23 protein-coding genes are annotated in these 26215 nt (G+C 51.9%); 17 read left to right on the forward strand and 6 right to left on the reverse strand.

Annotated elements, in window-relative coordinates; genetic code table 11:
- The first annotated feature begins 23 nt into the window (after positions 1–23).
- The 6 genes from N7E60_RS13020 to N7E60_RS13045 all read left to right on the forward strand — a co-directional run bounded on the left by N7E60_RS13020 (position 24) and on the right by N7E60_RS13045 (position 4710).
- Entirely contained in the window at positions 24–539 is a 516-nt protein-coding gene (locus N7E60_RS13020) for a thioredoxin fold domain-containing protein (RefSeq protein ID WP_077640718.1), read from the forward strand.
- Between the two features lie 87 nt (positions 540–626).
- Entirely contained in the window at positions 627–1259 is a 633-nt protein-coding gene (locus N7E60_RS13025; RefSeq protein ID WP_077479082.1) for a response regulator transcription factor, read from the forward strand.
- Positions 1260–1296: 37 nt separating this feature from the next.
- Positions 1297–1929 carry a MarC family protein gene (locus N7E60_RS13030; protein ID WP_069586970.1) on the forward strand — a complete coding sequence of 211 codons (633 nt, stop codon included), beginning with the start codon at positions 1297–1299 and terminating at the stop codon, positions 1927–1929.
- A 180-nt stretch (positions 1930–2109) separates the two neighbouring features.
- Positions 2110–2376 (forward strand): DUF4212 domain-containing protein, encoded by a 267-nt coding sequence (locus N7E60_RS13035; protein WP_069586971.1) that lies wholly within the window; start codon positions 2110–2112, stop codon positions 2374–2376.
- A 12-nt stretch (positions 2377–2388) separates the two neighbouring features.
- Positions 2389–4116 (forward strand): sodium:solute symporter family protein, encoded by a 1728-nt coding sequence (locus tag N7E60_RS13040; RefSeq protein ID WP_269597695.1) that lies wholly within the window; start codon positions 2389–2391, stop codon positions 4114–4116.
- 72 nt (positions 4117–4188) lie between these two features.
- Positions 4189–4710 carry a hypothetical protein gene (locus tag N7E60_RS13045; RefSeq protein ID WP_096630155.1) on the forward strand — a complete coding sequence of 174 codons (522 nt, stop codon included), beginning with the start codon at positions 4189–4191 and terminating at the stop codon, positions 4708–4710.
- 6 nt (positions 4711–4716) lie between these two features.
- Here N7E60_RS13045 and N7E60_RS13050 read toward each other — a convergent pair whose 3' ends face one another.
- From N7E60_RS13050 to N7E60_RS13060, 3 genes are all read right to left on the reverse strand, one after another.
- Positions 4717–4941: a hypothetical protein gene (locus N7E60_RS13050; RefSeq protein WP_269597698.1), complete on the reverse strand. Its 225-nt coding sequence runs from the start codon at positions 4939–4941 to the stop codon at positions 4717–4719.
- Positions 4941–8387, reverse strand: a complete 3447-nt coding sequence (locus N7E60_RS13055) for a hybrid sensor histidine kinase/response regulator (RefSeq protein ID WP_269597700.1) — start codon at positions 8385–8387, stop codon at positions 4941–4943. Before N7E60_RS13055 ends, N7E60_RS13050 begins: the two co-directional genes overlap by 1 nt.
- 103 nt (positions 8388–8490) lie before the next feature.
- Complete coding sequence (locus N7E60_RS13060; protein ID WP_077456060.1) at positions 8491–9672, reverse strand: 3-phenylpropionate MFS transporter; 1182 nt, start codon at positions 9670–9672, stop codon at positions 8491–8493.
- Between the two features lie 197 nt (positions 9673–9869).
- On the opposite strand from N7E60_RS13060, the gene N7E60_RS13065 reads away from it, so the two are divergent.
- The 6 genes from N7E60_RS13065 to accC all read left to right on the forward strand — a co-directional run bounded on the left by N7E60_RS13065 (position 9870) and on the right by accC (position 17130).
- The gene (locus tag N7E60_RS13065; protein WP_269597702.1) at positions 9870–11666 is read left to right on the forward strand and encodes a DUF294 nucleotidyltransferase-like domain-containing protein; all 1797 of its coding nucleotides are present in this window, start codon (positions 9870–9872) and stop codon (positions 11664–11666) included.
- A gap of 1 nt (position 11667) precedes the next feature.
- A complete protein-coding gene (locus N7E60_RS13070; protein ID WP_269597703.1) occupies positions 11668–12291 on the forward strand; it encodes a 3'-5' exonuclease in 624 nt (207 codons plus the stop codon).
- 244 nt (positions 12292–12535) lie between these two features.
- A complete protein-coding gene (acs, locus tag N7E60_RS13075; protein ID WP_069586979.1) occupies positions 12536–14485 on the forward strand; it encodes an acetate--CoA ligase in 1950 nt (649 codons plus the stop codon).
- Between the two features lie 347 nt (positions 14486–14832).
- Positions 14833–15288 carry a type II 3-dehydroquinate dehydratase gene (aroQ, locus tag N7E60_RS13080; protein ID WP_069586980.1) on the forward strand — a complete coding sequence of 152 codons (456 nt, stop codon included), beginning with the start codon at positions 14833–14835 and terminating at the stop codon, positions 15286–15288.
- A 25-nt stretch (positions 15289–15313) separates the two neighbouring features.
- Positions 15314–15775: an acetyl-CoA carboxylase biotin carboxyl carrier protein gene (gene accB, locus N7E60_RS13085; RefSeq protein WP_077456057.1), complete on the forward strand. Its 462-nt coding sequence runs from the start codon at positions 15314–15316 to the stop codon at positions 15773–15775.
- A gap of 11 nt (positions 15776–15786) precedes the next feature.
- The gene (accC, locus tag N7E60_RS13090) at positions 15787–17130 is read left to right on the forward strand and encodes an acetyl-CoA carboxylase biotin carboxylase subunit (protein WP_096630164.1); all 1344 of its coding nucleotides are present in this window, start codon (positions 15787–15789) and stop codon (positions 17128–17130) included.
- 53 nt (positions 17131–17183) lie between these two features.
- Here accC and N7E60_RS13095 read toward each other — a convergent pair whose 3' ends face one another.
- Complete coding sequence (locus tag N7E60_RS13095) at positions 17184–19142, reverse strand: methyl-accepting chemotaxis protein (RefSeq protein ID WP_269597704.1); 1959 nt, start codon at positions 19140–19142, stop codon at positions 17184–17186.
- 245 nt (positions 19143–19387) lie between these two features.
- On the opposite strand from N7E60_RS13095, the gene prmA reads away from it, so the two are divergent.
- The 3 genes from prmA to fis all read left to right on the forward strand — a co-directional run bounded on the left by prmA (position 19388) and on the right by fis (position 21789).
- On the forward strand, positions 19388–20275 hold the full coding sequence (gene prmA, locus N7E60_RS13100; RefSeq protein WP_077479071.1) for a 50S ribosomal protein L11 methyltransferase: 888 nt from the start codon (positions 19388–19390) through the stop codon (positions 20273–20275).
- Positions 20276–20504: 229 nt separating this feature from the next.
- A complete protein-coding gene (gene dusB, locus N7E60_RS13105; protein WP_069587013.1) occupies positions 20505–21470 on the forward strand; it encodes a tRNA dihydrouridine synthase DusB in 966 nt (321 codons plus the stop codon).
- Positions 21471–21492: 22 nt separating this feature from the next.
- Positions 21493–21789, forward strand: a complete 297-nt coding sequence (gene fis, locus N7E60_RS13110; protein ID WP_002542007.1) for a DNA-binding transcriptional regulator Fis — start codon at positions 21493–21495, stop codon at positions 21787–21789.
- An 89-nt stretch (positions 21790–21878) separates the two neighbouring features.
- Here fis and zntR read toward each other — a convergent pair whose 3' ends face one another.
- On the reverse strand, positions 21879–22304 hold the full coding sequence (zntR, locus tag N7E60_RS13115) for a Zn(2+)-responsive transcriptional regulator (RefSeq protein ID WP_394329759.1): 426 nt from the start codon (positions 22302–22304) through the stop codon (positions 21879–21881).
- 270 nt (positions 22305–22574) lie between these two features.
- Between zntR and purH the strand changes: the two genes are divergently transcribed.
- Together purH and purD are read left to right on the forward strand one after the other, a co-directional pair.
- Positions 22575–24164 (forward strand): bifunctional phosphoribosylaminoimidazolecarboxamide formyltransferase/IMP cyclohydrolase, encoded by a 1590-nt coding sequence (gene purH, locus N7E60_RS13120; protein ID WP_269597707.1) that lies wholly within the window; start codon positions 22575–22577, stop codon positions 24162–24164.
- A 21-nt stretch (positions 24165–24185) separates the two neighbouring features.
- Positions 24186–25475: a phosphoribosylamine--glycine ligase gene (gene purD, locus N7E60_RS13125; RefSeq protein ID WP_269597708.1), complete on the forward strand. Its 1290-nt coding sequence runs from the start codon at positions 24186–24188 to the stop codon at positions 25473–25475.
- A 50-nt stretch (positions 25476–25525) separates the two neighbouring features.
- On the opposite strand, the gene N7E60_RS13130 is transcribed toward purD, so the two are convergent.
- On the reverse strand, positions 25526–26197 hold the full coding sequence (locus N7E60_RS13130; RefSeq protein ID WP_269597709.1) for a DUF1481 domain-containing protein: 672 nt from the start codon (positions 26195–26197) through the stop codon (positions 25526–25528).
- Between the last annotated feature and the right edge of the window lie 18 nt (positions 26198–26215).

Consider the following 26215-nt stretch of genomic DNA (forward strand, 5'->3'; position numbering starts at 1 on the left):
TATTAGCATGAAAAGGAAAAAGTATGAGACAGGGTCGCCGCTTCGCACTGACGGCTGGGGCGTTGATTGCCGCATTAGGCGCCAGTGCGCTTTATATTGTTCACTCGCAACAAGCCACCGCGCCTGCAAACGCATCGCATACCGTCGCGGCGCCAACGTTTGTGACCGTCAACAGCCAAACAGCGCTTGATGCAGAGCTCGCCAACGCAGCCGCGAGTCAGAAAATCGCCTTTGTCGATTACTACGCCGATTGGTGCATTCCGTGTAAGCAGTTCGCCACACAAACCTTTACCGATCCCGACGTGGCCCAGCAACTTAACCGCATGCACCGGATTAAAGTGAACCTTAGCCATAATCGTCCTGAAGATTTTGCCCTTATGCGTCGCCAAAATGTGGCGGGTTTGCCCACCCTCGACTTTTGGTTACCCAGTGGTGAACGGGATGAAACCGCACGCGTTACCGGCTTTTTACCTCCCGAGACATTTCTTTCCCATCTTTCTGAACACGGACTCATGGTTCGGGATAAAAGCGAGGAATGATCAATCTCTTAGTTCCTTTGTTACAAAATTGATAAACCGCACACCCAGTGGTAGCGTTGAAAGAAACACGGGAGCGGCATAAACACCATGGAAGCGCAACATACCATTGTGATCGCTGACGACCATCCGCTGTTTCGAAATGCCTTATTTCAATCAGTGCATATGGCGGTCAGCGGCGCGAATCTACTCGAAGCAGATAGTCTGGATAGTTTAAACGATCTGTTGGCACGGGATGCCGAGGTCGATTTAGTGCTACTGGATCTAAAAATGCCGGGCGCCAATGGCATGTCGGGGTTGATTGCCCTGCGTCACCAATACCCGACGCTGCCGATTGTGGTGGTCTCCGCCAGTGAAGAGCCCAGCGTGATCCGCCAAGTCCGCTCCCATGGCGCATTTGGTTTTATCCCAAAATCCAGCGATATGCGTACGCTGGTGCAATCGTTAACCCAAGTCCTTGAGGGCACTCCCTGCTTTCCTGATGACTTAGGTGACGATGACGACAGTGAATGCTTGTCGAGCAAATTAGCCGCCTTAACGCCGCAACAATACAAAGTACTACGTATGCTTTGCGATGGCTTGCTGAATAAGCAGATCGCTTACGACTTGGCAGTCTCCGAGGCCACCATCAAAGCACACATGACAGCGATTTTTCGCAAGCTCGGGGTAAAAAATCGTACTCAAGCAGTGATTTTATTGCAGCAATCGAATATCGAACTTTGATACGCTAGCGCCACATCTCGACCTTGGAGCGCCGCTTATGTTAAGTATTCTTGCTACGCAATTCGTGATTTTATGGGCCGTGATCGATCCTATCGGTAGCGTGCCCATCTATCTGTCGCAAACCAGCCACATGACCCCCAAACAAAAGCGCCGCGTGGCAGTGAAAGCGGTAGCGATCGCTTTCGCGATTTTATTGTTCTTCTTAATTGTCGGCCAGATTTTACTCGAAGCCATGCAAATCCCTTTGCCCGCCTTTCAAGCGGCAGGCGGGCTGGTATTGCTGTTATTTTCTTTAACCATGATTTTCGGCGAAGGCAAGCCTAGTCAAGAAGCCAAAATGCTCAGCGAAAACGTGGATAAGGCCGAGATAGCCGCAACTGCGGTGTATCCCTTAGCGGTGCCGTCTATCGCCTCACCCGGCGCGATGATGGCCATTGTCATGCTCACGGATAACAATCGCTATGCCATTGCTGAGCAAGCCATTACAGCCGGAGTGATGTTCTTAGTCTTAGTCGCGACCTTGGTCTTACTCCTCGGGGCCAATGTAATACACAAAGTGATCGGTAATGTCGGCGCCTCGATTGTCAGTCGTGTCATGGGGCTAATCCTCGCCTCCGTCGCCGTTGCTAATTTGCTCGAAGGGATCCAAAAGTTTTATCACCTGACTTAGACCTTTGGCGCAAGTTGTGGCTAGCTCAACCCGAGCTAGCCCAACCTAGCTCACAAAAATCCTGTCTTTTCGCCATATTGGCACGCTTGTGGCTCGACTAAAGTTGCAATGTCGCTTTGCCCATCCACTGCTATCGTCTTTATGTAACATTCCATTAACGTGTTAAACAAGGAGATGGCGATGGCGTTTCAAAGCAAGGAACACGCGAAAGCCTACTGGGAGAGAAACGTAAAACTGATGATCAGCTTGCTGATTGTCTGGTTTGTTGTCTCATTCGGTTTTGGGATCTTATTCGTGGATGCCCTCAACACGATTCAAATCGCAGGCTATAAGTTGGGATTTTGGTTCGCTCAACAAGGGTCAATTTATACCTTCCTTGGCATCATTTTTGTGTATGCCAAACAGATGCGCAAACTCGATCGCGAGTTCGGTGTAGACGACGAGTAAGAGGACACACGCATGGATTTAAGAACCATTACTTACATTGTTGTCGGGTTCACGTTCGCCCTCTATATCGGGATTGCGATCTGGGCTCGAGCAGGGTCAACCAAAGAGTTTTATGTGGCTGGCGGTGGGGTTAACCCCGTTGCAAACGGGATGGCAACCGCTGCCGACTGGATGTCCGCCGCGTCGTTCATTTCCATGGCCGGTTTGATTGCCTTTATGGGGTATGGCGGCTCGGTCTTTTTGATGGGCTGGACCGGTGGCTTTGTGCTGCTCGCCCTACTCCTCGCACCTTACCTGCGTAAATTTGGCAAGTTTACCGTCCCCGAGTTTGTCGGTGAGCGCTTTTATTCGAAAACCGCGCGTATTGTGGCGGTGGTTTGCTTGATTATCGCTTCGGTCACTTATGTTATCGGTCAGATGAAAGGGGTTGGGGTCGCATTTGGACGCTTCTTGGAAGTCGATTACTCCACCGGGCTGTTAATCGGTATGGTGATTGTCTTTATGTATTCCGTGATGGGCGGGATGAAAGGCATTACTTATACCCAAATTGCTCAGTATTGCGTGCTTATTTTGGCGTATACGATCCCTGCTATTTTTATCTCGCTGAAACTCACCGGCAACCCGTTCCCGCAGTTAGGTCTGGGTAGCACCATGGCAGGTACGGATCAGTATTTGCTCGACCGACTCGACCAAGTGGTCACTGAGCTCGGTTTTGTCGAATACACTACCGCGGTGCGTGGCAGTACGCTCAATATGTTTGCCTACACCATGTCACTGATGATCGGTACCGCAGGTCTACCTCACGTGATTATTCGCTTTTTCACCGTCCCTAAGGTGCGCGATGCGCGAACCTCTGCTGGCTGGGCACTCTTTTTTATCGCGATTTTGTATACCTCAGCACCTGCCGTCGCTGCGATGGCTCGCTTAAACTTGATGGATACCGTCAATCTACCTAATGGTGATAATTTGCTGTACGACGAGCGTCCGGACTGGTTTAAAAACTGGGAAACCACTGGCCTGCTCGGTTTTGAAGACAAAAACGGTGACCAGAAAATTCAGTACACCTCTGACCCAGAGACCAATGAGCTGCGTGTTGACCGCGATATCATGGTGCTCGCCAACCCCGAAATTGCCAAGCTGCCTAACTGGGTCATTGCACTAGTGGCTGCCGGTGGTCTTGCTGCGGCACTGTCGACTGCTGCGGGATTGTTGCTTGCGATATCGTCAGCAATATCCCACGACTTAATCAAAGGGGTCGTTAACCCGAATATCAGTGAAAAAGGCGAACTCATGGCGAGCCGGATATCCATGGCATTAGCCATCGCCGGTGCTGGCTATTTGGGACTGAATCCGCCTGGCTTCGCCGCTGGGACAGTGGCACTGGCCTTCGGTCTCGCCGCCTCATCAATCTTCCCAGTCCTGATGATGGGGATCTTTACCAAGACCATCAACAAGGAAGGCGCGATCGCCGGGATGGTTGCAGGGATCAGTGTCACCCTATTCTATGTGTTCCAACACAAAGGGATCCTATTTATCCCTGAATGGACATACCTAGAAAGCCTTGGCAGCAACTGGATCTTGGGGATTGAACCCAATGCCTTTGGTGCCGTCGGTGCAATCTGTAACTTTGTGGTAGCCATCCTCGTTTCTCGCGTGACTAAAGAAACCCCACAAGAGGTACAAGATTTGGTCGAACACGTTCGCATGCCATCGGGCGCAGGCGATGCGCAATCACACTAATACGGTATTAACCTATCAAGCCCCTACGGGGGCTTTTATACTGTTGGTTACTTCCAGCCAAGGAGAGGCCTGATGTCAACGGTCACACGATTATTAACGAACAAGCATGTCGTCATTGCGATGCTGGTTGCACCAGTTTTAGCCATCATCGCCTATTTTGCGGTCGATGCCAGTGTGTCTGAGCCCCCTCAGGCGGCCCAGTCAGGACAAAGTTACCCGCTTGCGGTGCGCTCAAATTGCCGCTACACCAGTGGCTTTTGTCAGCTTGAAAATGGCGATATAAAGCTAAAATTAGAGTCTGACGGCGTGCAGAATGATAGGCTAACACTGCGTTTAGCGAGCGCGTTACCCCTCGAAGGCGCGAGGATCAGCATGGCGCATACAGGCACTGAGCCTCAGCCACAGTCAATGCAAGCAACAGATGAAACAGGCAAGGCTTGGCAGGTGTCGCTTCCCGCTCCCACCGATGCACAAGCGCAAATTCGTCTCGCGGTGAGTGTGGATGGTAGCTACTACTTTGCTGAGGCACCAACCACTTTTATTGAGCATAAAACATTCTACAGCGAGCATCAGAAAGCACAGGACGCGTCCTAGCCTTTGCTACGCATCGCTTCCGATTAAGTAGCCACGAATGGCGTGCAAGATCGTGGCGACTTTATGCTCATAAGCCTGCTCTGTCAGCCAATGGTTCACGTCCGCCCAACCATGACTGTCCAAATGAGCAAGATCGTCGATGTCGATATGTCCATCCACGGGGTTAAACCGACCTTCCACTCGGACCGTGCCAATGTCTGTGTCGAGACGAGAAATACTAAATGGATCCATTACTGTCCTCGTTGTTGTAATAAGGCGCGAAGTTTGAGTGGCTTGACTGGCTTGGAAATGTACGCAAACCCCAGTCCAGTGACCGACTGTTGAATGTCAGCACTGCGATCTGCGCTGATAATCGCGCCACGGAAACAGCGCCCTAAACGCAACTGACATTGTTGTAAGACCTGCAATCCCGTTTGTTGATTAGCTAAATGGTAGTCACTAAGCACAAACTCTGGGTGCCAATCATCATCAATTTGTTGCATCGCACCACTGACATCAGGCGCACAACGCACATCACACCCCCAGCGCGATAACAACTGTGCCATACCGGTAAGAATATCGGTTTCATTATCCACACACAGCACGCGGCATCCTTTTAGCGCACTCGCCGAAACAGCACTGGGTGAACGCGGCTCGGCAGACACCACGGCCTCGGGCGTGCCTTGATCTACCGAGATAGAAAAAACCGTGCCTTTGCCGGGCCAAGAGCGCAACCCAAGCGGCTGCTGCAAGATCTGGCTGATCCCCCTCGCTATCGCAAGTCCCAGCCCTAACCCTTGCTCTGCACCTTGACGGTCAAGGCGAGTAAACTCTTGGAAAATATCTTGCTGACGATCATGCGGGATCCCGTCACCATCATCCCACACTTCAATACGGTATCGGTTTTCTTCGCGACGTACTCCCAATAACACCCGTCCTCTCGGGTTATAGCGAAAGGCATTGGTCAAAAAGTTTTGCAGTACGCGACGGAGCAGTTTTTTATCTGAACGTACCCAGCCTTGGCAGTGTTGTACATCAAAGCGCATGCCTTGTTGGTTGGCCAATACGCCAAACTCTGCTTCTAATGCCGTGAGTACATCATTCAATGCAAAGTGTTCAATCCGCGCTTTCATCTTGCCCGACTCTAATCGCGAGATATCCAGCAAGTCACCAATCAAATCCTCCGCCCCTTCCAGTGCGCTTTCGATGTGGCCAGCAACCCGTTGCGTGTCGGCATTATGGGCAATCTCCGATAGCGAGGAGGCAAATAAGCGTGCCGCATTCAAAGGCTGCATCAAATCGTGACTGACCGCCGCGAGAAAACGGCTTTTCGACTGTGAGGCGGATTCAGCCTTGCGTGTGGCATCAATCAGCCGGCTATTGAGGGATTCAAGCTCACGGGTGCGCTCCGTCACTCGTGCTTCCAAGGTTTCATTGGATTGCTTAAGCGCCGCCTCCGCTTGGCGAAACGCAGTAATATCGGTGAAGGTCATCACGAACCCACCGCCGGGCATGGGGTTACCTTGGAGCTCAATGACCCGTCCATCAGGGTGCACACGTGAGGAGGTATGCGGCTGACGGCGTGTTAAATGATGGACTCGTTTCTCGACATGCTCTTCCGGATCGCCCGGTCCACAGAGTCCGCGTTGGGCATTAAAGCGAATCAAATCAGCCACCGGGCGTCCCACCTGAATCAATCCGGGTGGAAACTGAAACATATCAATATAACGTTGGTTCCACGCCACCAGCCGTAGCTGTTTGTCGACCACCGAGATCCCTTGATTGATATGTTCAATAGCGCCTTGGAGCAAACCGCGAGAGAAATCGAACAACTCAGACGCTTCATCAACAATGGTGGCAATTTCTTCCAATTGCATATTTCGCCCTTGTAAGGCAGACGATAGCACCAACCGCGCAGACGATGCCCCAAACACCCCCGCTAACACGCGTTCAGTATGGCGAATCAAGGGAGAACTCGCCTGCTGTTGCGGGATCAAGTCTTCACCACGTTGATCGGCAAATTGGCTAAATGCCTGACGCATCCGCCGCCGGCCGACAAAACGGGCCGCGAGCATTTCCAGCTCTGCCACCGTGACTCGGCTTTGGTATAGGCGTGCATCTTCACTTTCTGGTAGCGGCATGCCCACAAACGCGGCGGCCTGCAATCGCTCACTCAAAGACGGTCGGGTTAACAGTGACACGGCCACAAAACTGGCAGCGTTCATTAACACACTAAATGCCAAGCCCCAATCAATGGGATCTAGCGTTGCGATAGGCGCAATCGCCGGTGGTGTGATCACCCAAATCAACAGGTTGCTCTGCCCATCGCCGGCAAGCATGCCGGTTTGCGTCATCATGGTGATCAGCCACAAGCTAAATCCTACCGCCAAGCCCGCATACACGCCTTTCTTATTACCTTGGCGCCAATACAAGGCACCAATCATCGCGGGAGCAAACTGCGCAATGGCCGCAAAAGAGAGAAAGCCAATTTCTGATAATGTTGGCACCGTTAAAATCAGGTGGTAAAAGCCCCAAGCGGCAATAAGAATCAGGAAAATTAAGGCGCGACGGACGTTGAGCAAAAGGCCAGAGAACTGCGTGAAGTTACGCGACGTCATCTTCATCCGCCGCAGCAAAAGGGGTAATACCAGATCATTCGAAACCATAATAGCCAGCGCAATGGTCGAGACAATGACCATACCACTCGCCGCTGATGCGCCCCCCATGAAAGCCAATAACGCCATGCCTTCGGCACCCACCGATAAGGGCAAACGAATCACATACGTATCCGCAGGGGCATCCGGGATCAACATCTGTCCGGCGTACGCGAGCGGCAAAACGAATACCAACATCAGCAACAAATAGGTCGGAAACACTTTTCGGGCAGTATTGAGGTCGCTGGCACGGGTATTCTCCACCACCATGGTATGAAACTGACGCGGCAAACAAATAATGGCTGCGGCCGTTAGAAAGGTGTGAATGATTAAATTGCCTATATGCGGCCGCCCGATCACGCCAGACTCTTCAAGGCTCATGGGCAAGCTCGGCGCTTGAAACAAGAGCACCACCACAAACACGCCAATACCCAAAAACGCGACCAGTTTGATCACCGATTCAAACGCAATCGCCATCATCATACCGCGATGGTGCTCGGTGCTATCGATATGCCGTGTGCCGAATAACACGGTGAACATCGCGAGCGAGATGCATACCAACCATGCTATTTGGGGCTGCTCTAAGCCAATGCTGGCTCCGAGCTCAGGCGAAAGCACATCTAACCCCATGGCGATACCGCGTAGCTGCAGCGCGATGTAAGGCAGAACACCGATGACTGCAATCAAAGTGACGGCTACCGCCAATCCTTGTGATTTGCCATAACGTGCCGCGATAAAGTCGGCAATCGAAGTGATGTGCTCTCGTTTGGCAATTAAGATCATGCGGGCGAGAAAGCGCCATCCCAGCGTGAACACTAAAATGGGCGCTAAATAGATAGGTAAAAACGACCACGGCGAGCTAGAGGCTTGACCGACCGTACCGAAGAAAGTCCACGAGGTACAATAGACCGCGATAGAAAGGCTATAGATCCAAGGGCGCCACGTTCGTAGCCAACGCGGGCGACTGTCGCCATACCATGCGATGGCAAACAGCGTCCCCATGTACAATAGTGAAACCGAGACAATTACCCAGCCTTGTGTCATGACTCCCTTCCTGACCCCTGCGTATTTTTCGTCCGCCTAGAAGGGTGTAACACGCGACAGACACCGGCTCAATCTTCCTATCTCGGCTTTGTGGACCTCGTGGCTAACTTTGCTGCAAGCGGGCCTTTCTTGCTTGTTGGTACTGAGGTTCATGCAAAGGCAGTAACAGCGCCGGCAGTGCCAGCAACGCCATCGCATAGAAGGTCCACGCTGGAGAAAAGTCATACACCCAACCGCTAGCTGCCGTCAGCGCCGCAACCACCGCGCCCATGGGGAGGGCGTTATAGGCGGCTTGTACCGCGACAAGGCGCGTCCCACATTCGCGCTGAATGTATTGCATGGCACCCAAATGGGCGGCGGCAAAGGTGATCCCGTGGAGCAGTTGTACCATTATCACTGGCGCCAAGGCTGTCGTCGAGCCAGTGATCCCCCATCGAACTAACACGCCGAGCGCGGCAAGACGGAACAAGGCTTTGGCAGACCACCCACCAAAAAGACGTGCGCCCAGCGCAAAAACCGCCACTTCCGAGACCACACCCAGACTCCACAAATAGCCCACGATGCTCTCGCTGTAACCGGCATGCTTCCAATAGATAGCGCTAAAACTGTAATACGCGGCATGACTGCCTTGTAGCAAGGAGGCGATCAGCAGGAATACCACGATGTGAGGGTCACGAAAAAGTTGGCGCATCGACACCTTACTGTGGGCCGCGTCATGCTCACTTTCCGGCATCACTGTCGGCCGACGTAAGGTTAACAGCAAGCAAGCCGACAAGCCTCCAATCGCAACCCAAGGGATGATCGCGGCGGTTTCCTCGGTCACCAGCCATCCCGTCAAACTTGATCCGACAATAAAAGCAATCGATCCCCACAAGCGTGTTCGACCATAGTCGATAATCTGATGGCGCGCATAATAGTTCGCTAACGCGTCGGACAAAGGCACCGATGGCCCAATCGCCAGATTAAAGAGCACAGTCACCAACGCGAGCCACGCAATGTTCGCTCCCATCACAGGATGCAACGCACAGGTCAACAACGCCATTAAGGTTAAGCCACGCAGTGCAGGCAGTAACGACTCCACCCGCTGCACTTTGGGAGTAAACACTAAGTTGGCCACACAACGGGTCGCAAAGCCCAAGCCAATCAGCGTACCAATCACCCCGGCATGCAACCCCATGTAATCAAACCAAACCGCCCAAAACGGCAAGTAGACACCGTAAGAGAAAAAGAAACCGCCAAAGTACTCTGACAGCCAACGAAAAGGAGAACAGTGGGACAAGCTCATTTCATTACTTCACATCAAGATAGATTCGCGGCTAAGTGTCTCAACTCTTTGACATGAAAAAAAGCCCTACTCAGTGAATATCCTCATCACTTCGTTGATCTCCGCCTAGGTTTCGTCGCAACTGGCTAGACTAAAGTCGGCTAGCCGGAACAGATAACGTGCGACACACTAGAAATATTATTGTGGGGAGTGCGATTATGCCTGAACCGTTTGACACCTCTCATGCACCGTTTGATTGCCTGACGGCGTCCCAAGTCAAGCAATGCCGCCAAGCCATAGACGTTGCCTACTTCCGACGTGGTGATACCCTGCTCGCCGCCGGTGATAGTGGCGATCAGCTCTTTATCATTATCAAAGGCAGTGTGGAAGAGGTGTCGGAAGACGGCAAAGAAACCTTTTCGCACTACACCACGGATGATCTATTTGATGTCCCAGCGATATTAAACGGTACCGCCAAGCACCAATATCGCGCCCTAGAAGACACCTTATGTCACTTACTGCCTGCCGACGTGTTCCTCGCCATTTATCATACCAATCAAGATTTTAGTGCTTACTTTGATACTAACTTGCAGCGTCGTCAGCAGTTAATCGCACAGGCTCGCCAGCAACAGAACTTAGCCGAGTTCATGCTCACTCGCATTGACGACACCAATATTCAACCGGCGCTGCGTGTGACCCCCGATGTTCCTCTTAGGGACGCCACCGCAAAAATGAAAGCACAACGCTGTGATTGTGCCTTGGTCGATTACGAGGACGGAAGTTGCGGCATTATTACCCGCACCAATCTGCTGCATGCCTTGGTGCTCGACGGCCATGATCAATCGGTCCCAGTGGGAAATATCGCTACCCGCCCTGTGATCAGTGTCGAGCGAGGTGACTTTCTCTTTCATGCCATGATCACCATGACGCGTCAGCGAGTGAAGCGTGTCCGTGTCGTCGATGATCAGGAACAGACCGTCGGCACGCTCGACCTGCCGCAAGTGTTGAGCTTATTCTCCACCCATTCTCATGTGCTCAACTTACGCATTGCGCGCGCACAAACCGTCGATGAACTGGTGTTAGCGGCAAATAGCCAAAGCAAATTGGTTCATACCCTGTTTAACAACGGTATCCACACCCGCTTTGTGATGAAGCTCATCGCGACCGTGAATGAACAAATCATGGAAAAAGCGTTTCGCCTCATCGTGCCCGAGCCCTATCAGCAGCAATGCTGTTTGGTGGTGATGGGCTCGGAAGGACGCAGCGAGCAAGTACTTAAAACCGATCAAGATAACGCACTCATTTTGGCCGATGATCTCACTTGGCCCGAGTGCCAAACCGTGATGGAGGCCTTTTCACATACCTTAAATCTACTCGGCTATCCGCCCTGCCCTGGGCAGGTGATGGTCAGCAATCCCAAGTGGGTGAAAAGCGCGTCTCAATGGCAACAAACCATTCGGAACTTAGCGCAAAGTGCTAATCATCAAAGCGTGATGGATTTAGCCATTCTCGCCGATGCGCATCCTGTTGCGGGCGACAGCCAGCTTATCGACGCGATTCAAACGCCACTTAAAGCCTCGCTCACCGATAATATGCTGACCTTAAATACCTTTGTGCGCCCGGCATTAGCGTTCAAAGTCCCTTTGACGGTGTTTGGCTCATTAAAGAGTGGTAAAGAAGGGCTCGACATCAAAAAAGGCGGCATCTTTCCGATTGTGCACGGCATTCGCACCATGAGCCTAGAAAAAGGGGTCAGCGAAACCAATACCTTTGAGCGGATTGAGAGGCTGGCTAACATAGGGACACTGGCCGAAGAAACGGCAGAGAACCTCGCCGAGGCGCTGAAGCTATTTATCCGACTGCGGTTACGCCAACAATTAAGTGGTGAGCAACAGAGTAACTATATCGATGTCTCTGCGCTTCCTTCCAGCGAGCGAGATCTTTTACGCCACGGCCTCCACGTGGTAAAAAAATTCAAAGAATCCCTCGCCTACCACTACCATGTGAGGGACTAGAGTGAACTGGTTGTCACGTCAATGGTACCGCTACCGATTGCGGGCATCGTCCTACCGCGCGCTCTTCTTACCCTCGGATCGCAGCACAGTGATCTCGCTCGACTGCGAAACCACCAGCTTAGATCCAGAGCGTGCAGAACTCGTTACTATCGCCGCCACTCCAATTCAAGGGAATCGAATACTCACCAGCCAAGCGCTCACCTTGACCTTAGTGGCGCCAAAAAGCTTGAACGCTGGCTCGGTCCGTATTCATCAGTTGCGCCATCAAGATCTTGAACAGGGTGTTAGCGCTGAGCAAGCCATGACGACGTTAATCGCCTTCATCCATAACCATCCTTTGGTTGGCTATCACATTCGCTACGACAAAACGATCTTAGATCGCTACGCACGGCGTTTTTTAGGCTTTCCGTTACCCAATCCCGTGATCGAGGTTAGCGATATTTATCAACGTCAATTAGAGCGTTTACTGCCCAATGCCTACCATGACATCAGTATGGAAGCGATCAGTCGCCATTTAGACCTCCCTTTGCCCGCCCGTCATGATGCACTGGACGACACCATCGCCGCCGCTTTGATTTACGTGCGTTTGCAATATGGCGACATGCCTATGCTACGTTCGCAATAGCCAACAGCGATCCTGCCTTACGACACGTATTGCACAAAAAGTGAGATCAATCCCCCAATCTATGGTCCAACAAGCGCACAAACCACTTATAAATCAATGGCCTCATCCTAAAGTCTAATTGCCGGATCCCACGAACTATCACACCTTTAAGAGCATGGTTTTCATTTGCCAGGCAGCGGTACAGCCTGACATCTCACGACATGGAAGCGCCGCATGAGATTACGCGGACACGAGGAGAAACAGGATGAGCGATAGTCACGTATACCCCGTCATGCCTTCAATTGCACAAAAGGCACACGCGGATGAAGCCACCTACCAAGCGCTTTATCAGCAATCAGTGACCGACCCCGAAGGCTTTTGGCGCGAACACGGGCAAATTCTTGATTGGATCAAACCCTATACCAAGGTGAAACATACCTCTTTCGATACCGGCCACGTCGATATTCGTTGGTTTGAAGATGGTACCTTGAATGTGGCCGCCAACTGTATCGATCGTCATCTGCAAGACAAAGGCGATCAGGTTGCCTTAATTTGGGAAGGAGACGATCCAAAGGACGATGCCACGCTGACCTACAAGCAGCTCCACCAACAGGTGTGCCAATTTGCTAATGCGCTTAAAGACAATGGGGTCAAAAAAGGCGATGTAGTCTGTCTTTATATGCCGATGGTCATGGAAGCCGCGGTCGCGATGCTCGCTTGTGCCCGTATTGGCGCCGTGCACACAGTGGTATTTGGCGGTTTCTCACCTGAAGCGCTGGCGGGACGTATTATCGACTCCAACGCTAAAGTCGTGGTTACCGCGGATGAAGGCGTTCGTGGCGGCCGTGCAGTACCATTGAAAAAGAACGTCGATGAAGCCCTTGCCAACAGCAAAGTCACGTCAGTCAATAACGTGCTGGTTTTCAAACGCACAGGGGGACAAGTTGATTGGCACGAAGGTCGCGACGTGTGGTGGCATGAAGCCACCGCAAACGCATCAACCGATTGCCCTCCCGAAGAAATGAATGCCGAAGACCCTTTATTTATCCTCTATACATCTGGCTCAACCGGGACGCCAAAAGGGGTACTGCATACCACAGGCGGCTACCTCGTGTATGCCGCGATGACCTTCAAATACGTTTTTGATTATCAAGACGGCGAGGTGTTCTGGTGTACCGCCGATGTGGGTTGGATCACCGGCCACAGCTATCTCATTTATGGCCCGCTAGCTAATGGCGCGAAGACGATTTTATTTGAAGGCGTGCCCACCTACCCATCCACTGCACGTATGAGCGAAGTGGTTGATAAACACCAAGTGAATATTTTATACACCGCACCGACCGCCATCCGCGCGTTGATGGCCAAAGGCAATGAAGCCGTTGAGGGAACGACACGTAGCTCGCTGCGCATTATGGGCTCGGTGGGTGAACCCATTAACCCGGAAGCCTGGGAATGGTACTACACCACCATTGGCAATCGGCAAAGCCCGATTGTGGATACGTGGTGGCAAACAGAAACCGGCGGCATATTGATCACCCCCTTGCCCGGCGCGACCGCCCTCAAACCCGGTTCTGCCACCCGACCCTTCTTTGGCGTACAACCTGCGTTGGTTGATAACGTCGGCAACATTGTCGACGGTGCGGCTGAAGGGAATTTGGTGATGTTGGACTCGTGGCCGGGACAAATGCGTACCGTGTTTGGCGACCACGACCGCTTTGAGCAAACGTATTTCTCAACCTTCAAGGGCATGTACTTTACCGGTGACGGCGCGCGTCGCGATGAAGACGGCTACTACTGGATTACAGGTCGTGTCGATGATGTCCTTAACGTATCCGGACACCGAATGGGGACAGCAGAAATTGAATCCGCGTTAGTGGCCTTTGATAAAATTGCCGAAGCCGCCATCGTGGGTGTGCCACACGACATCAAAGGCCAAGCGATTTATGCCTACATCACTCTGAACGCCGGTGAGGTGCCCAGCGCCGAGCTACATAAAGAAGTGAAAGAGTGGGTACGCAAAGAGATTGGCCCTATTGCGACGCCCGATTTTATCCATTGGACCGACGCCTTACCCAAAACGCGTTCCGGAAAAATCATGCGCCGTATTCTGCGCAAAATCGCCACCGGTGATACCGGTAGCCTTGGCGACACCTCAACGCTGGCCGATCCGAGTGTGGTCGATAAGCTCATTGCCGAGAAAGAAAACGTGGTGTAGCGCAACGACACGATTGCTTAGCAACCTTTGCCGCCTACGGGCGGCTTTTTTTGTTTTTATGATCTGTACCACTGAACTGTCTGGGCACACACCACTCCTATCCTTATTGTCGATAAAAAACACACAACCTTGACAGTGCAGCAATCGACAATCGCGACAGTTTTTGCTACACCATAAAGGGAAAGTGTGCTGATTAGACCAGTATTTTGCTGCGATTTGCGGTGAATTCTCTATAATTGAGCCCACTAAGGACAAATCGGCGTGCTTGAAGCCCATTCAGCATGCCATCAGGCTGGAATCCACAAAATGCTGCACATTGACAGCAAATAGGAGAAGTAAGCGTCAAGATGTCTACAAATAACCGTGTTTTAGTCTTAAATGGCCCAAACCTCAATTTGCTAGGCCAACGTGAACCCGATCATTACGGTAGCCAAACGCTCGATCAAATTGTCGCCGCGTTGCATGCCCAAGCGGCAACCTTAGGGCTTCACCTTGAGCACTTACAATCCAACAGTGAAGCCAACCTGATTGATGCCATTCACCAAGCCATGGGTGAGGTGGATTTTATCATTATCAATCCTGCCGCTTTTACGCACACCTCCGTCGCCCTGCGCGACGCGTTGCTCGGTGTTGGGATCCCGTTTATCGAGGTGCACCTTTCCAATGTGCATGCTCGAGAACCCTTCCGTCATCATTCCTACCTCTCTGACAAGGCTGTCGGTGTAATTTGTGGGTTGGGAGCAGATGGCTACGAATTCGCATTAACGGCAGCTGCGCGCCATTTGGCGTTTGCAGCTCAGTAAAACAAACACAAGAAGAGACGACACCATGGATATCCGTAAAATCAAAAAATTGATCGAACTGGTTGAAGAGTCAGGCATTGCTGAGCTCGAAATTTCTGAGGGCGAAGAGTCGGTACGTATCAGCCGTTCATCACCTGCCGCGCCTCAGTTTGCTGCACCACAGTATGCCATGCCAGCCCCTGCGCCTGCCGCTCCAGCAGCAACGGCCGCAGAAGCGCCAGCCGCAGCGCCGGCAAGCGCACCAGAGCCGACGGGTCACCAAGTTCTTTCGCCAATGGTGGGTACTTTCTATCGCGCGCCAAGCCCAGATGCAGCACCGTTTGTTGAAGTTGGCAGCCAAGTCAATGCAGGTGATGCCTTGTGTATCGTTGAAGCAATGAAGATGATGAACCAGATCCAAGCAGATAAGAGCGGTGTGGTAAAAGCGATTCTGTGTGAAGACGGCCAGCCAGTTGAGTTCGACGAACCACTCGTAATCATCGAATAAGCGAGGGCCGTATGTTAGATAAAATTGTTATCGCCAACCGCGGTGAAATCGCGCTGCGGATCTTGCGTGCTTGTAAAGAACTCGGCATTAAAACGGTGGCGGTACACTCCACTGCAGACCGCGATTTAAAGCACGTCCTGTTAGCGGATGAAACGGTTTGTATCGGCCCAGCGCCGAGCAACCAAAGCTACCTAAATATTCCTCGTATCATCAGCGCCGCTGAAATCACCGGCGCGGTGGCGATTCACCCAGGTTATGGCTTCTTGTCGGAAAACGCCGATTTTGCTGAGCAAGTAGAGCGCTCTGGCTTTGTCTTTGTCGGCCCCAAAGCCGACACTATTCGTCTGATGGGTGACAAGGTCTCTGCAATCGAAGCGATGAAAAAAGCAGGCGTCCCTTGTGTCCCTGGCTCTGACGGCCCATTGGGTAGCGATCAGGAAAAGAACAAAACCATCGCCAAACGTATTGGCTACCCGGTGATCATCAAAGCGTCAGGCGGCGGCGGTGGCCGTGGTATGCGTGTGGTTCGCTCTGAAGCCGAACTGGTGGATGCCATTGCGATGACCCGCGCCGAAGCAAAAGCCGCGTTTAGCAACGACATGGTGTACATGGAGAAATTCCTTGAGAACCCACGCCACGTCGAAGTGCAAGTCTTGGCGGACGGCCAAGGTGGTGCCATTCATCTCGGTGAGCGTGATTGCTCGATGCAACGCCGTCACCAAAAGGTGGTTGAAGAAGCGCCAGCGCCGGGTATTACCGCTGAAATGCGTAAGTTTATCGGCGAGCGTTGCTGCCGTGCCTGTATCGAAATCGGTTATCGCGGCGCAGGTACCTTTGAATTCTTGTACGAAAACGGCGAGTTCTTCTTTATCGAGATGAACACCCGTATCCAAGTTGAACACCCTGTCACCGAAATGGTTACCGGTGTGGATCTGGTCAAAGAGCAACTGCGCATTGCAGCGGGTCAGCCTCTGTCGTTTACCCAAGATGACATTCGTATTCGCGGCCATGCCGTCGAATGTCGTATTAATGCCGAAGACCCAGAGCGCTTTATTCCGAGCCCGGGTAAAATCGAGCGTTTCCACTCACCAGGCGGTATGGGTGTGCGTTGGGAGTCACATGTTTATGCGGGCTACCGTGTTCCCCCTCACTATGACTCCATGATTGGTAAGCTGATTTGTTACGGTGAGAATCGCGACGTTGCTATTGCTCGTATGCGCAATGCGCTGGCCGAAACCGTGATTGATGGCATTAAAACCAATATCCCGCTGCAAATCGATATTATGAACGATGAGCACTTCCAACACGGTGGGGCCAACATTCACTATCTCGAGAAGAAACTCGGATTGTCATAAATAAGACATTGCATTGAAAAAGCCGCCGTTGAACCGGCGGCTTTTTCATGCTTTTACTTCATCTCGCGTTCTAACGCTTCAATTCCCGCCACCACTTGCTTAGAAAGCGGTTCAATCTGTAAGTATTTCTTTTCCGCACCCGCGCGATCGCCCTTCTCATCAAGTTCAATAATCGATTTTATCGTGCGATGCAACTCAGCATGTGGTTTCTCGAGTGCACGATAGCTATTGAGTTGGCCATACTGCGCTTTACCTTCCCCGTAGTACCACTGTCCGAGTGCACACTTGTGATGCGAGCAAGCAACCTCACGATTCATGGCACCACTGTCACCACTTAAGAAGTCTCTTACTTTAGTTTTCCAAGCCAAATGGGCATTTTTAATCGCACTAAAGTCATGTGCTTTCGACGACTGTCCACTGACGGTAAAATCACTCAATGTGTTACTTAAGCTATGAGATTGTTCCGTCAATTGACGAGCAATGTATGACGTCTCTGTTGCTTCACTGCTGGCGCTTTGGCTTTGAGTGTGAATTCTTTCCACCGCTTCGCTCATCTCTTTCGTCACACTGGCTTGCTGATCTGCCGCCGCCGCGACCTGAATGCCCATTTGTTTGACATCATTAACTTTATCCAATATGTCATTGAGTACCTGGTTCGACTCGGTCACATACGTGAGTGTTTGTTGTGCTGTTTGATTATTGCTCACAATCCGCTCTGAGGACTGACGAATACCCGATTGCAACCCCTCAAGCATCTCTCGGATGTCACCCGTTGCTTGCTGTGTGCGCTGAGCTAAGCCGCGTACTTCATCGGCCACCACGGCAAATCCGCGTCCTTGTTCGCCCGCTCGGGCGGCTTCAATAGCAGCATTAAGGGCCAGCAAATTAGTTTGCTCGGCAATATCACTGATGGTCTCTGTCACGGTCGTAATCTTTTGGCTCTCATCCGCGCTCTTTTGGATCTGCTCGATGGTCGCTTCCAGTTCGCTGATAAAGGTTTCCATACTCGTCGTCGCTTGGGTAACGACGCCCGCGCCCTCATTCACCCGCTCTTGCGTTTGTTCAATTGTTTCCGCCGTACGATTCATATTCTGCGCAACTTCATCAACGGTGGAAGTCATTTGTGACATAGCACTGGCCACTTGTGTCGTCTGTGATACCTGCGCCTCCATCGTATGTTGCACGCCATGCCCTTTATCCGATAATGTGTCAGCCTGAGCGATAAGCGAGTGGGTGTTCTCAATCACTTGACCAATAATCGCACCAAAGCGTGCTTTTACCATTTTAAAATTATCCGCCAGCTGGCCCATTTCGTCATATCTAACCGGCTCATTGGCATTTTCAAGGTTTCCAGAGGCTAAGTTATTTAAGGCCTCACTGGTCATTTTGATGGCTGCAATTACACGGTTTTGTACCACCCACGAGCTCACTACTGACAGAGCGACCATAGTGCCGAGCAGTCCCATGACGATATAGTTTTCTTGGGAATACGCCATATAACCACCAACCAAGCCAAGCATGCACATCACTATCAAAACGGCGTGAAAAAAGTGGCGAAGTTGGATGCGCTGAGTAACTGATGGCTTCGGTAATTCTAGCGATGGATTCTGCCGCATTTTTTGATACAAACTCTCAGCCTGTTCAATCTCTTCGCGGCTTGGCTCACTGCGCACAGATTGAAACCCAACCATATTGCCGTTTTTAATCACAGGCGAAACAAAAGCTTGTACCCAATAATGATCGCCATTTTTACAGCGGTTTTTCACCATACCACGCCAGTTTTTGCCCGCTTTAATGGTTTTCCACATATCAGCAAACGCGGCTGGCGGCATGTCTTTGTGGCGAACCAGATTGTGATCACTGCCCATTAATTCATCACGCGTAAAGCCACTGATAGAAACAAACGCGTCATTGACGTATTGGATTTTGCCGCGTAAATCGGTGCGCGACACAAGCTCCCCGCGCCCCTCAAACCGCACTTCTTTTTGTGTAACTGCTCCATTATCCCGCATGGTGATCCTCTCCTCGCTGATGCTAATGACGTTTACACTGACTAAACTGTTCAATTTTTGTGCCGATATGTTTTAAGTCTATATGATCAAACCTTTGCGTATTTTTTAACTACGCAAAGTTGCCAATTTGCGCACGAGAACTAAGTTAAAAGCAAAATGCAAATCGAATTGCGAAGCGGAGAACATAAGCGGTTTGGGTGCCAGTCTGATAAAATGGGGAGATATTTTCCGACACGAGATTCACCATGCCTTGGATCCAATTAAAACTAAATGCAACTGCTGAAAATGCAGAAGCCATTGGCGACCTACTAATGGAAGAAGCGGGCGCCCTTTCCGTCACCTTTTTAGATGCCAAAGACACGCCTGTTTTTGAACCTTTGCCTGGTGAAACCCGTCTGTGGGGCGAAACCGACATCATGGCGTTATACGACGCCCAAGCGGACATGTCGACCGTGTTGGCAGTGTTAAACGCAAGCCCATTGTTGGCGGACAACTTTGCCCACAAGGTCGAACAGCTTGAGGATAAAGACTGGGAACGCGCTTGGATGGATAACTTCAAGCCAATGCAGTTTGGTGAGCGCTTATGGATCTGCCCAACTTGGTGTGAAGTCCCTGATGATAATGCCGTCAACGTGATGCTCGATCCGGGCCTCGCCTTTGGCACAGGATCACACCCGACCACCGCGCTTTGCCTCGAGTGGCTCGACGGACTCGACCTCAGCGGTAAAACGGTAATCGACTTCGGTTGTGGCTCTGGGATCCTTGCGATTGCCGCCATCAAACTCGGTGCCGAGCGTGTGATTGGCATTGATATCGATCCTCAAGCACTACTGGCGTCCAAAGATAACGCAGAGCGCAACGGTGTCGCCGACCAACTGCACTTGTATTTGCCTAAAGACCAACCGGCCGATCTCCAAGCCGATGTGGTGGTGGCCAATATTCTGGCCGGTCCACTCCGTGAGCTGTCTGGCGTGATCAAAGGACTCATCAAACCCGGCGGCCAATTAGCGATGTCTGGTGTCCTCGATACCCAAGCAGAAGACGTCGCCAATCACTACCGCGACAGCCTCACTATCGACCCGATCGTAGAACGTGAAGAGTGGTGCCGAATTAGCGGTCAGTTACCCGCTTAATCGTTCACATCGTCGTACAAACGGCTTACCGTACCCTTAACAAGGTCGGTAAGTCATTGTTGACGTGCTACTCGAAATGCTTGATTAATCAGCGAAACGCGACTGATACAAAAAGTGCTGTAAAAATCAAGCCATCAATGCTCAAATATTGTCCTTTTCAGACGCGTCAAAAATGCGTAAAATGCGCGCCCTTGCTGACTCAGAGCGGCTGACAGAGGATTTAGAGCTTTTGCGTATCGGACCTTATAACCTGGATGTCCCGTTGATCGTTGCCCCAATGGCAGGTGTCACGGACCGACCTTTTCGTGAGTTATGTCTTGCGCACGGCGCAGGCATGGCTGTCAGTGAAATGATGTCGTCTAATCCAGCCTTATGGCGAACGAACAAATCGCAAAAGCGCATGGTTCATATTGACGAGTCTGGCCTTCGTTCGGTTCAGATCGCCGGTGCCGAGCCAGAGCTAATGGCCGAGGCGGCCCGCTTTTGTGTCGAAAACGGGGCACAAGTGATCGACATCAACATGGGTTGCCCAGTGAAAAAGGTCAATAAGAAGTTAGCCGGCTCTGCCTTGCTAACGCGACCGGACCTCATTGAGCAAATCCTCAAAGCCACGGTAAACGCGGTGGATGTGCCGGTGACATTGAAAACCCGTACAGGTTGGGACCCGGACAATAAGAACTGTGTAGAGATCGCCCGGATGGCGGAAGATTGTGGTATCCAAGCCCTTGCCCTGCATGGCCGCACGCGCGCCTGCATGTACAAAGGGGAAGCGGAGTACGACAGCATTAAAGCAGCCAAAGCGGCTGTGTCGATCCCGGTGATAGCCAATGGCGACATTGATTCTCCGGAAAAAGCACGTTATGTGCTGGATTACACAGGTGCTGATGCATTAATGATTGGTCGTCCTGCTCAAGGACGCCCGTGGATTTTTCGCGAAATCCACCACTATCTCACCACTGGTGAGTACCTGCCTGCCCCTTCACTAGAAGAGGTTAGGACGATTTTGTTGGGTCATGTTCAAGAGCTTCATCACTTTTATGGGGAGCTCAAAGGATTACGTATCGCCCGTAAGCACGTGGGTTGGTACCTGAAAGAGCATGATCAAATTGGCGATTTTCGCCGAACCTTCAACGCAATCGAAGATGCACAACAGCAGATCGATGCGCTGCAAGGCTACTTCGACAACGTTGCATAAATACGAGAAGAGCTGACAGAATATGTTCGAACAAAACCTGACTTCCGAAGCATTGACAGTAACGACTGTAACTTCACAAGATCAAATTACGCAAAAGCCACTTCGTGACTCTGTAAAAGCATCCCTGAAGAACTACCTAGCGCAATTGAATGGCCAGGAAGTCAACGATCTGTATGAGCTTGTCCTCGCAGAAGTTGAGCAGCCACTGCTGGATACCATCATGCAATACACCCGCGGTAACCAAACCCGCGCAGCCACCATGATGGGCATCAACCGCGGTACATTGCGTAAGAAACTGAAAAAATACGGCATGAACTAATCAATCATTGGTTTGGCTGTTATAAAACGGGCTAGCCGTCAATCGGTTGGCCCGTTTTTGTTTTCTCTGATGGTGCAACGCACCTTCCCTTAACAGCATGAGTTGGAATCTTCGCTGTCCGCTAGGGTTTCTAATATTGAGCAATGGGTCGCGTCATCGTCGTCCATACCGCAGCAGGCGGCATTTAAGCGTGTCAGTGCATGCTTGACCCGCTCAAGCGCGGCTATCTTCTCTGAGACCTCATTCAGGCGCCGCTGGGTGATCCCTTTGACTTCTGCACAGGTGTGTAACGTCGCTTCTTCGCGAATGTCAGACAGCTCGTGAATTTCATCAAGCGATAACCCCATTTCTTTGCCGCGCAAAATGAACATTACTTGGCTAATGGCATCATCGGCATAAAGCCGGTATCCACCTTCTGTGCGCGCACTCGGTGCTAGCAAGCCTGATTTTTCATAAAAACGCAGCGTATCGGTGGAGACACCACAGTGCTTGGCAAGCTCACCGATTTGCAGCAACTTGGTCATCACCGCTCCTTTTCATGTTGGATGAACCCTCTTTTTGTAGCAAAGGCGGGCTCTTATGACCAGCGTTGCATGAAGGCGAGCAACGACAGACGGACAAAAACAATAAAAATGTCGCCATCAGCAAATAGCAATCGATTGCGCAAACAAAATCAGATAGAATGTCGCCGCTTTGACAATTGGCGGTTTAATAAAGCTTATCCGTGTTGATAGACACGATGGGCTTTGATAAGCATTCAATCTGTCAGTGAAGAGAACTAAGCCATGGAAAATCTGCGTCCTATTCGTCGCGCGTTACTCAGCGTGTCTGATAAAACCGGTGTGGTCGAGTTTGCCCAAGCACTCGCCCAACGCGGTGTCGAACTGCTATCGACCGGCGGTACTGCCCGTTTACTCGCAGAAAACGGCCTCGCGGTCACCGAAGTCTCCGAGCATACCGGCTTCCCAGAAATGATGGATGGCCGCGTGAAAACCCTCCACCCGAAAATTCACGGCGGCATTTTGGGCCGACGCGGTCAAGACGATGCGGTGATGGAACAGCATCAAATCGCACCGATTGATATGGTGGTGGTGAATCTCTACCCGTTCGCACAAACCGTTGCCAACCCAGATTGCACACGTGAGCAAGCCATCGAGAATATCGATATCGGCGGCCCAACCATGGTGCGCTCAGCGGCGAAAAACCATGCCGACGTCACCATTGTGGTGAACAGCCAAGACTATGATCGCGTGCTTACCGAGATGGATCAGCATCAGCACTCTTTGACACATGCCACGCGCTTTGATTTAGCCATTGCCGCGTTTGAGCACACCGCAGCCTACGATGCCATGATTGCGAATTACTTTGGCACCCAAGTGCCTGCCTATCATCAGGCAGAAGAGAGCCAAGACTCGCCATTCCCACGCACCCTGACCCAACATTGGGTTAAAAAGCAAGACATGCGCTACGGCGAAAACAGCCACCAGGCGGGTGCGTTTTATACCGAAGTCCAACCGCAAGAAGCCTCGGTGGCAACGGCGACCCAACTACAGGGCAAAGCGCTGTCTTATAACAATATCGCTGACACCGATGCGGCATTAGAGTGCGTAAAAGAGTTTGAACAGCCTGCCTGTGTGATTGTAAAGCACGCCAACCCCTGTGGCGTTGCCATTGGCGAAGACTTACTCAGCGCCTATCAACGTGCTTATCAGACCGATCCGACCTCAGCATTTGGTGGCATTATTGCCTTTAACCGTGAGTTGGACGGCGACACGGCACACGCCATTGTTGAACGTCAATTTGTTGAAGTGATCATCGCACCTCGTGTCAGTGAGGCCGCCAAAGCAGCGGTTGCAGCAAAGAAAAACGTCCGTCTTCTCGAGTGTGGCCAATGGCAAGCGCGCACCACAGGGTGGGATAGCAAGCGCGTCAATGGCGGCTTGTTAGTCCAAGCACGCGACCAAGGTATGGTCGGTTTAGACGATTTGCGTATTGTCACTGAGCGTCAGCCCACAGACAAAGAGCTAAGCGATGCGCTATTTTGCTGGAAAGTGGCAAAATACGTGAAATCAAACGCGATTGTGTATGCCAAAGACAGCATGACCATCGGCGTGGGCGCCGGCCAAATGAGCCGCGTCTACTCGGCGAAAATAGCCGGCATTAAAGCGGCCGATGAGCAGCTCGAAGTGGCCGGTAGCGTGATGGCCTCCGATGCCTTCTTCCCTTTCCGTGACGGCATTGATGCCGCAGCAAAAGCTGGGATCACCTGCGTGATCCAACCGGGCGGTTCGATGCGTGATGACGAAGTGATTGCTGCCGCCAATGAGCATGGCATGGCGATGGTCTTTACCGGTATGCGCCATTTCCGCCACTAAGTGGGCGATGAAGGAGAACACATGAAGGTATTAGTTATTGGTGGCGGTGGCCGCGAACATGCGCTGGCGTGGAAAGCCGCCCAGTCATCCAACGTTGATCTCGTGTATTGCGCGCCGGGAAACGCCGGCACCGCGCATGAAACCAAGTTGAGTAATATTGCGATCGCGGCTGATGACGTTGAAGGGTTACTGGCCTTTGCCCGAGAGCAACAAATTGATTTGACCATCGTGGGCCCTGAAGCCCCCTTGGTGTTAGGCGTGGTCGATGCCTTCCGTGAGCACGGCTTGGCCATCTTTGGTCCTACTCAAGCGGCAGCGCAACTTGAGGGCTCGAAAGCCTTCAGTAAAGACTTTTTAGCGCGTCACGGTATTCCCACCGCTGACTACCAAACTTTTTCGACGGTAGAGCCCGCGCTAGCCTACATCGCCGAAAAAGGTGCGCCCATTGTGGTCAAAGCCGATGGTCTTGCCGCCGGTAAAGGGGTCATTGTGGCGATGACCGAGCAAGAAGCCACCGAGGCAGTGCGCGATATGCTCTCAGGCAATGCGTTTGGTGAAGCGGGTCACCGCGTGGTCATCGAGGAATTTCTGCAAGGTGAAGAAGCAAGCTTTATCGTCATGGTCGATGGTGAGCATGTGCTGCCAATGGCCACCAGCCAAGACCACAAACGTGTCGGAGAAGGCGATACCGGCCTTAATACCGGCGGTATGGGTGCATACTCGCCCGCTCCAGTGGTCACCGATGCAATCTATCAACGTGTGATGGACGAGGTGATCATGCCAACAGTAGAAGGCATGCGCGCCGATGGTGTGCCGTATACGGGCTTTCTGTATGCAGGCTTGATGATCAGTGCCGATGGGACGCCAAAAGTGATCGAGTTTAACTGTCGCTTTGGCGACCCGGAAACCCAGCCGATTATGATGCGCTTGCAATCTGACTTGGTTGAGCTTTGCCTGGCAGGCACGCAAGGACGCCTTGATAAGGTCGAGTCCAAGTGGGATCCGCGTGCAGCCGTGGGCGTGGTATTGGCAGCAGGCGGCTATCCGGGTGACTATCGCAAAGGGGATCGTATCTCTGGGTTGCCCACCGATAGCGAGACCGCCAAAGTATTTCATGCTGGTACCGCGCTGAAAGACGGCGACATCGTCACTGCTGGTGGGCGGGTGCTTTGCGCTACGGCATTAGGCGAGAGTGTCACTATCGCAAAACAAAGAGCTGATGCGCTGGCTGCCATGATCCAGTGGCCGGGCTGCTTTTATCGCCGTGATATTGCCCATCGCGCCATCGCACGCGAAAACGCTACATCATAAGTAAATCAGTGACCGAGACTCTGCCACAATGCGCCCTCGGGGCGCATTTTTTATTCTGCCAATAGCTGAGGACGGGTTAAGCACGCCTTTTCACGGCGCACCAAGACCAAGGCATCGATGGTATCTTTGCCAATACCGGGATTCCCAGCGCCAATCACAAAGGTACCCGGCTGGAGCAGCTTGCTCACCACCACAGGCGGGATCGCATCATCAAAGACCCAACGCTGCCGTTCGCCACGGCAATCTACCCAATATTCACCTATTCGCTGTCCCTGCAAGACAGACACATTACGCGCGATTTGGCCTTGGGCTTGGTCGAGGATCTGATTGGACTCTTGATACAGGCGCGTTAACTCAGCACTGTCGAGGGGAATAATCGCGCCATCTTGGCGATAGCGTTGAAATACAGGTTCGCCACTGGCATCAAAACGGACATGGAGAGAAAAAGGGACACGCGTATTATCTGCGAGCTGTTCACCTTCACGCTTTAAGGCACGTAATTGGCCATCTCGCCACACATATTCGCCGCGGTACTCGCCGTAATCCCCTTGCCAAACATGCTCTGACAAGCTGATTGGGCGCCCCTGTTGGCTATCGAGCCAATAGACCGCACTGTGGTCACCCGCAACAGAGGCTGTTACCCGTGTGACAGGCTTAGGGGGTTCGCCACGGCTACAAGCCGTGAGCAGTATGATCAGCGATAACGCCCATACTCTTCGCATTTTGCGTCACCCAGAGAC

This window comes from Salinivibrio proteolyticus (genome assembly GCF_027286365.1).
GTDB classification, from domain to species: domain Bacteria; phylum Pseudomonadota; class Gammaproteobacteria; order Enterobacterales; family Vibrionaceae; genus Salinivibrio; species Salinivibrio proteolyticus.

Bases quoted from the DNA above. Each gene is read 5' to 3' on its own strand.
- N7E60_RS13020 (WP_077640718.1), top strand. From the start codon at position 24: ATGAGACAGGGTCGCCGCTTCGCACTGACGGCTGGGGCGTTGATTGCC.
- N7E60_RS13025 (WP_077479082.1), top strand. From the start codon at position 627: ATGGAAGCGCAACATACCATTGTGATCGCTGACGACCATCCGCTGTTT.
- N7E60_RS13030 (WP_069586970.1), top strand. From the start codon at position 1,297: ATGTTAAGTATTCTTGCTACGCAATTCGTGATTTTATGGGCCGTGATC.
- N7E60_RS13035 (WP_069586971.1), top strand. From the start codon at position 2,110: ATGGCGTTTCAAAGCAAGGAACACGCGAAAGCCTACTGGGAGAGAAAC.
- N7E60_RS13040 (WP_269597695.1), top strand. From the start codon at position 2,389: ATGGATTTAAGAACCATTACTTACATTGTTGTCGGGTTCACGTTCGCC.
- N7E60_RS13045 (WP_096630155.1), top strand. From the start codon at position 4,189: ATGTCAACGGTCACACGATTATTAACGAACAAGCATGTCGTCATTGCG.
- N7E60_RS13050 (WP_269597698.1), bottom strand. From the start codon at position 4,941: ATGGATCCATTTAGTATTTCTCGTCTCGACACAGACATTGGCACGGTC.
- N7E60_RS13055 (WP_269597700.1), bottom strand. From the start codon at position 8,387: ATGACACAAGGCTGGGTAATTGTCTCGGTTTCACTATTGTACATGGGG.
- N7E60_RS13060 (WP_077456060.1), bottom strand. From the start codon at position 9,672: ATGAGCTTGTCCCACTGTTCTCCTTTTCGTTGGCTGTCAGAGTACTTT.
- N7E60_RS13065 (WP_269597702.1), top strand. From the start codon at position 9,870: ATGCCTGAACCGTTTGACACCTCTCATGCACCGTTTGATTGCCTGACG.
- acs (WP_069586979.1), top strand. From the start codon at position 12,536: ATGAGCGATAGTCACGTATACCCCGTCATGCCTTCAATTGCACAAAAG.
- aroQ (WP_069586980.1), top strand. From the start codon at position 14,833: ATGTCTACAAATAACCGTGTTTTAGTCTTAAATGGCCCAAACCTCAAT.
- accB (WP_077456057.1), top strand. From the start codon at position 15,314: ATGGATATCCGTAAAATCAAAAAATTGATCGAACTGGTTGAAGAGTCA.
- accC (WP_096630164.1), top strand. From the start codon at position 15,787: ATGTTAGATAAAATTGTTATCGCCAACCGCGGTGAAATCGCGCTGCGG.
- N7E60_RS13095 (WP_269597704.1), bottom strand. From the start codon at position 19,142: ATGCGGGATAATGGAGCAGTTACACAAAAAGAAGTGCGGTTTGAGGGG.
- prmA (WP_077479071.1), top strand. From the start codon at position 19,388: ATGCCTTGGATCCAATTAAAACTAAATGCAACTGCTGAAAATGCAGAA.
- fis (WP_002542007.1), top strand. From the start codon at position 21,493: ATGTTCGAACAAAACCTGACTTCCGAAGCATTGACAGTAACGACTGTA.
- purH (WP_269597707.1), top strand. From the start codon at position 22,575: ATGGAAAATCTGCGTCCTATTCGTCGCGCGTTACTCAGCGTGTCTGAT.
- purD (WP_269597708.1), top strand. From the start codon at position 24,186: ATGAAGGTATTAGTTATTGGTGGCGGTGGCCGCGAACATGCGCTGGCG.
- N7E60_RS13130 (WP_269597709.1), bottom strand. From the start codon at position 26,197: ATGCGAAGAGTATGGGCGTTATCGCTGATCATACTGCTCACGGCTTGT.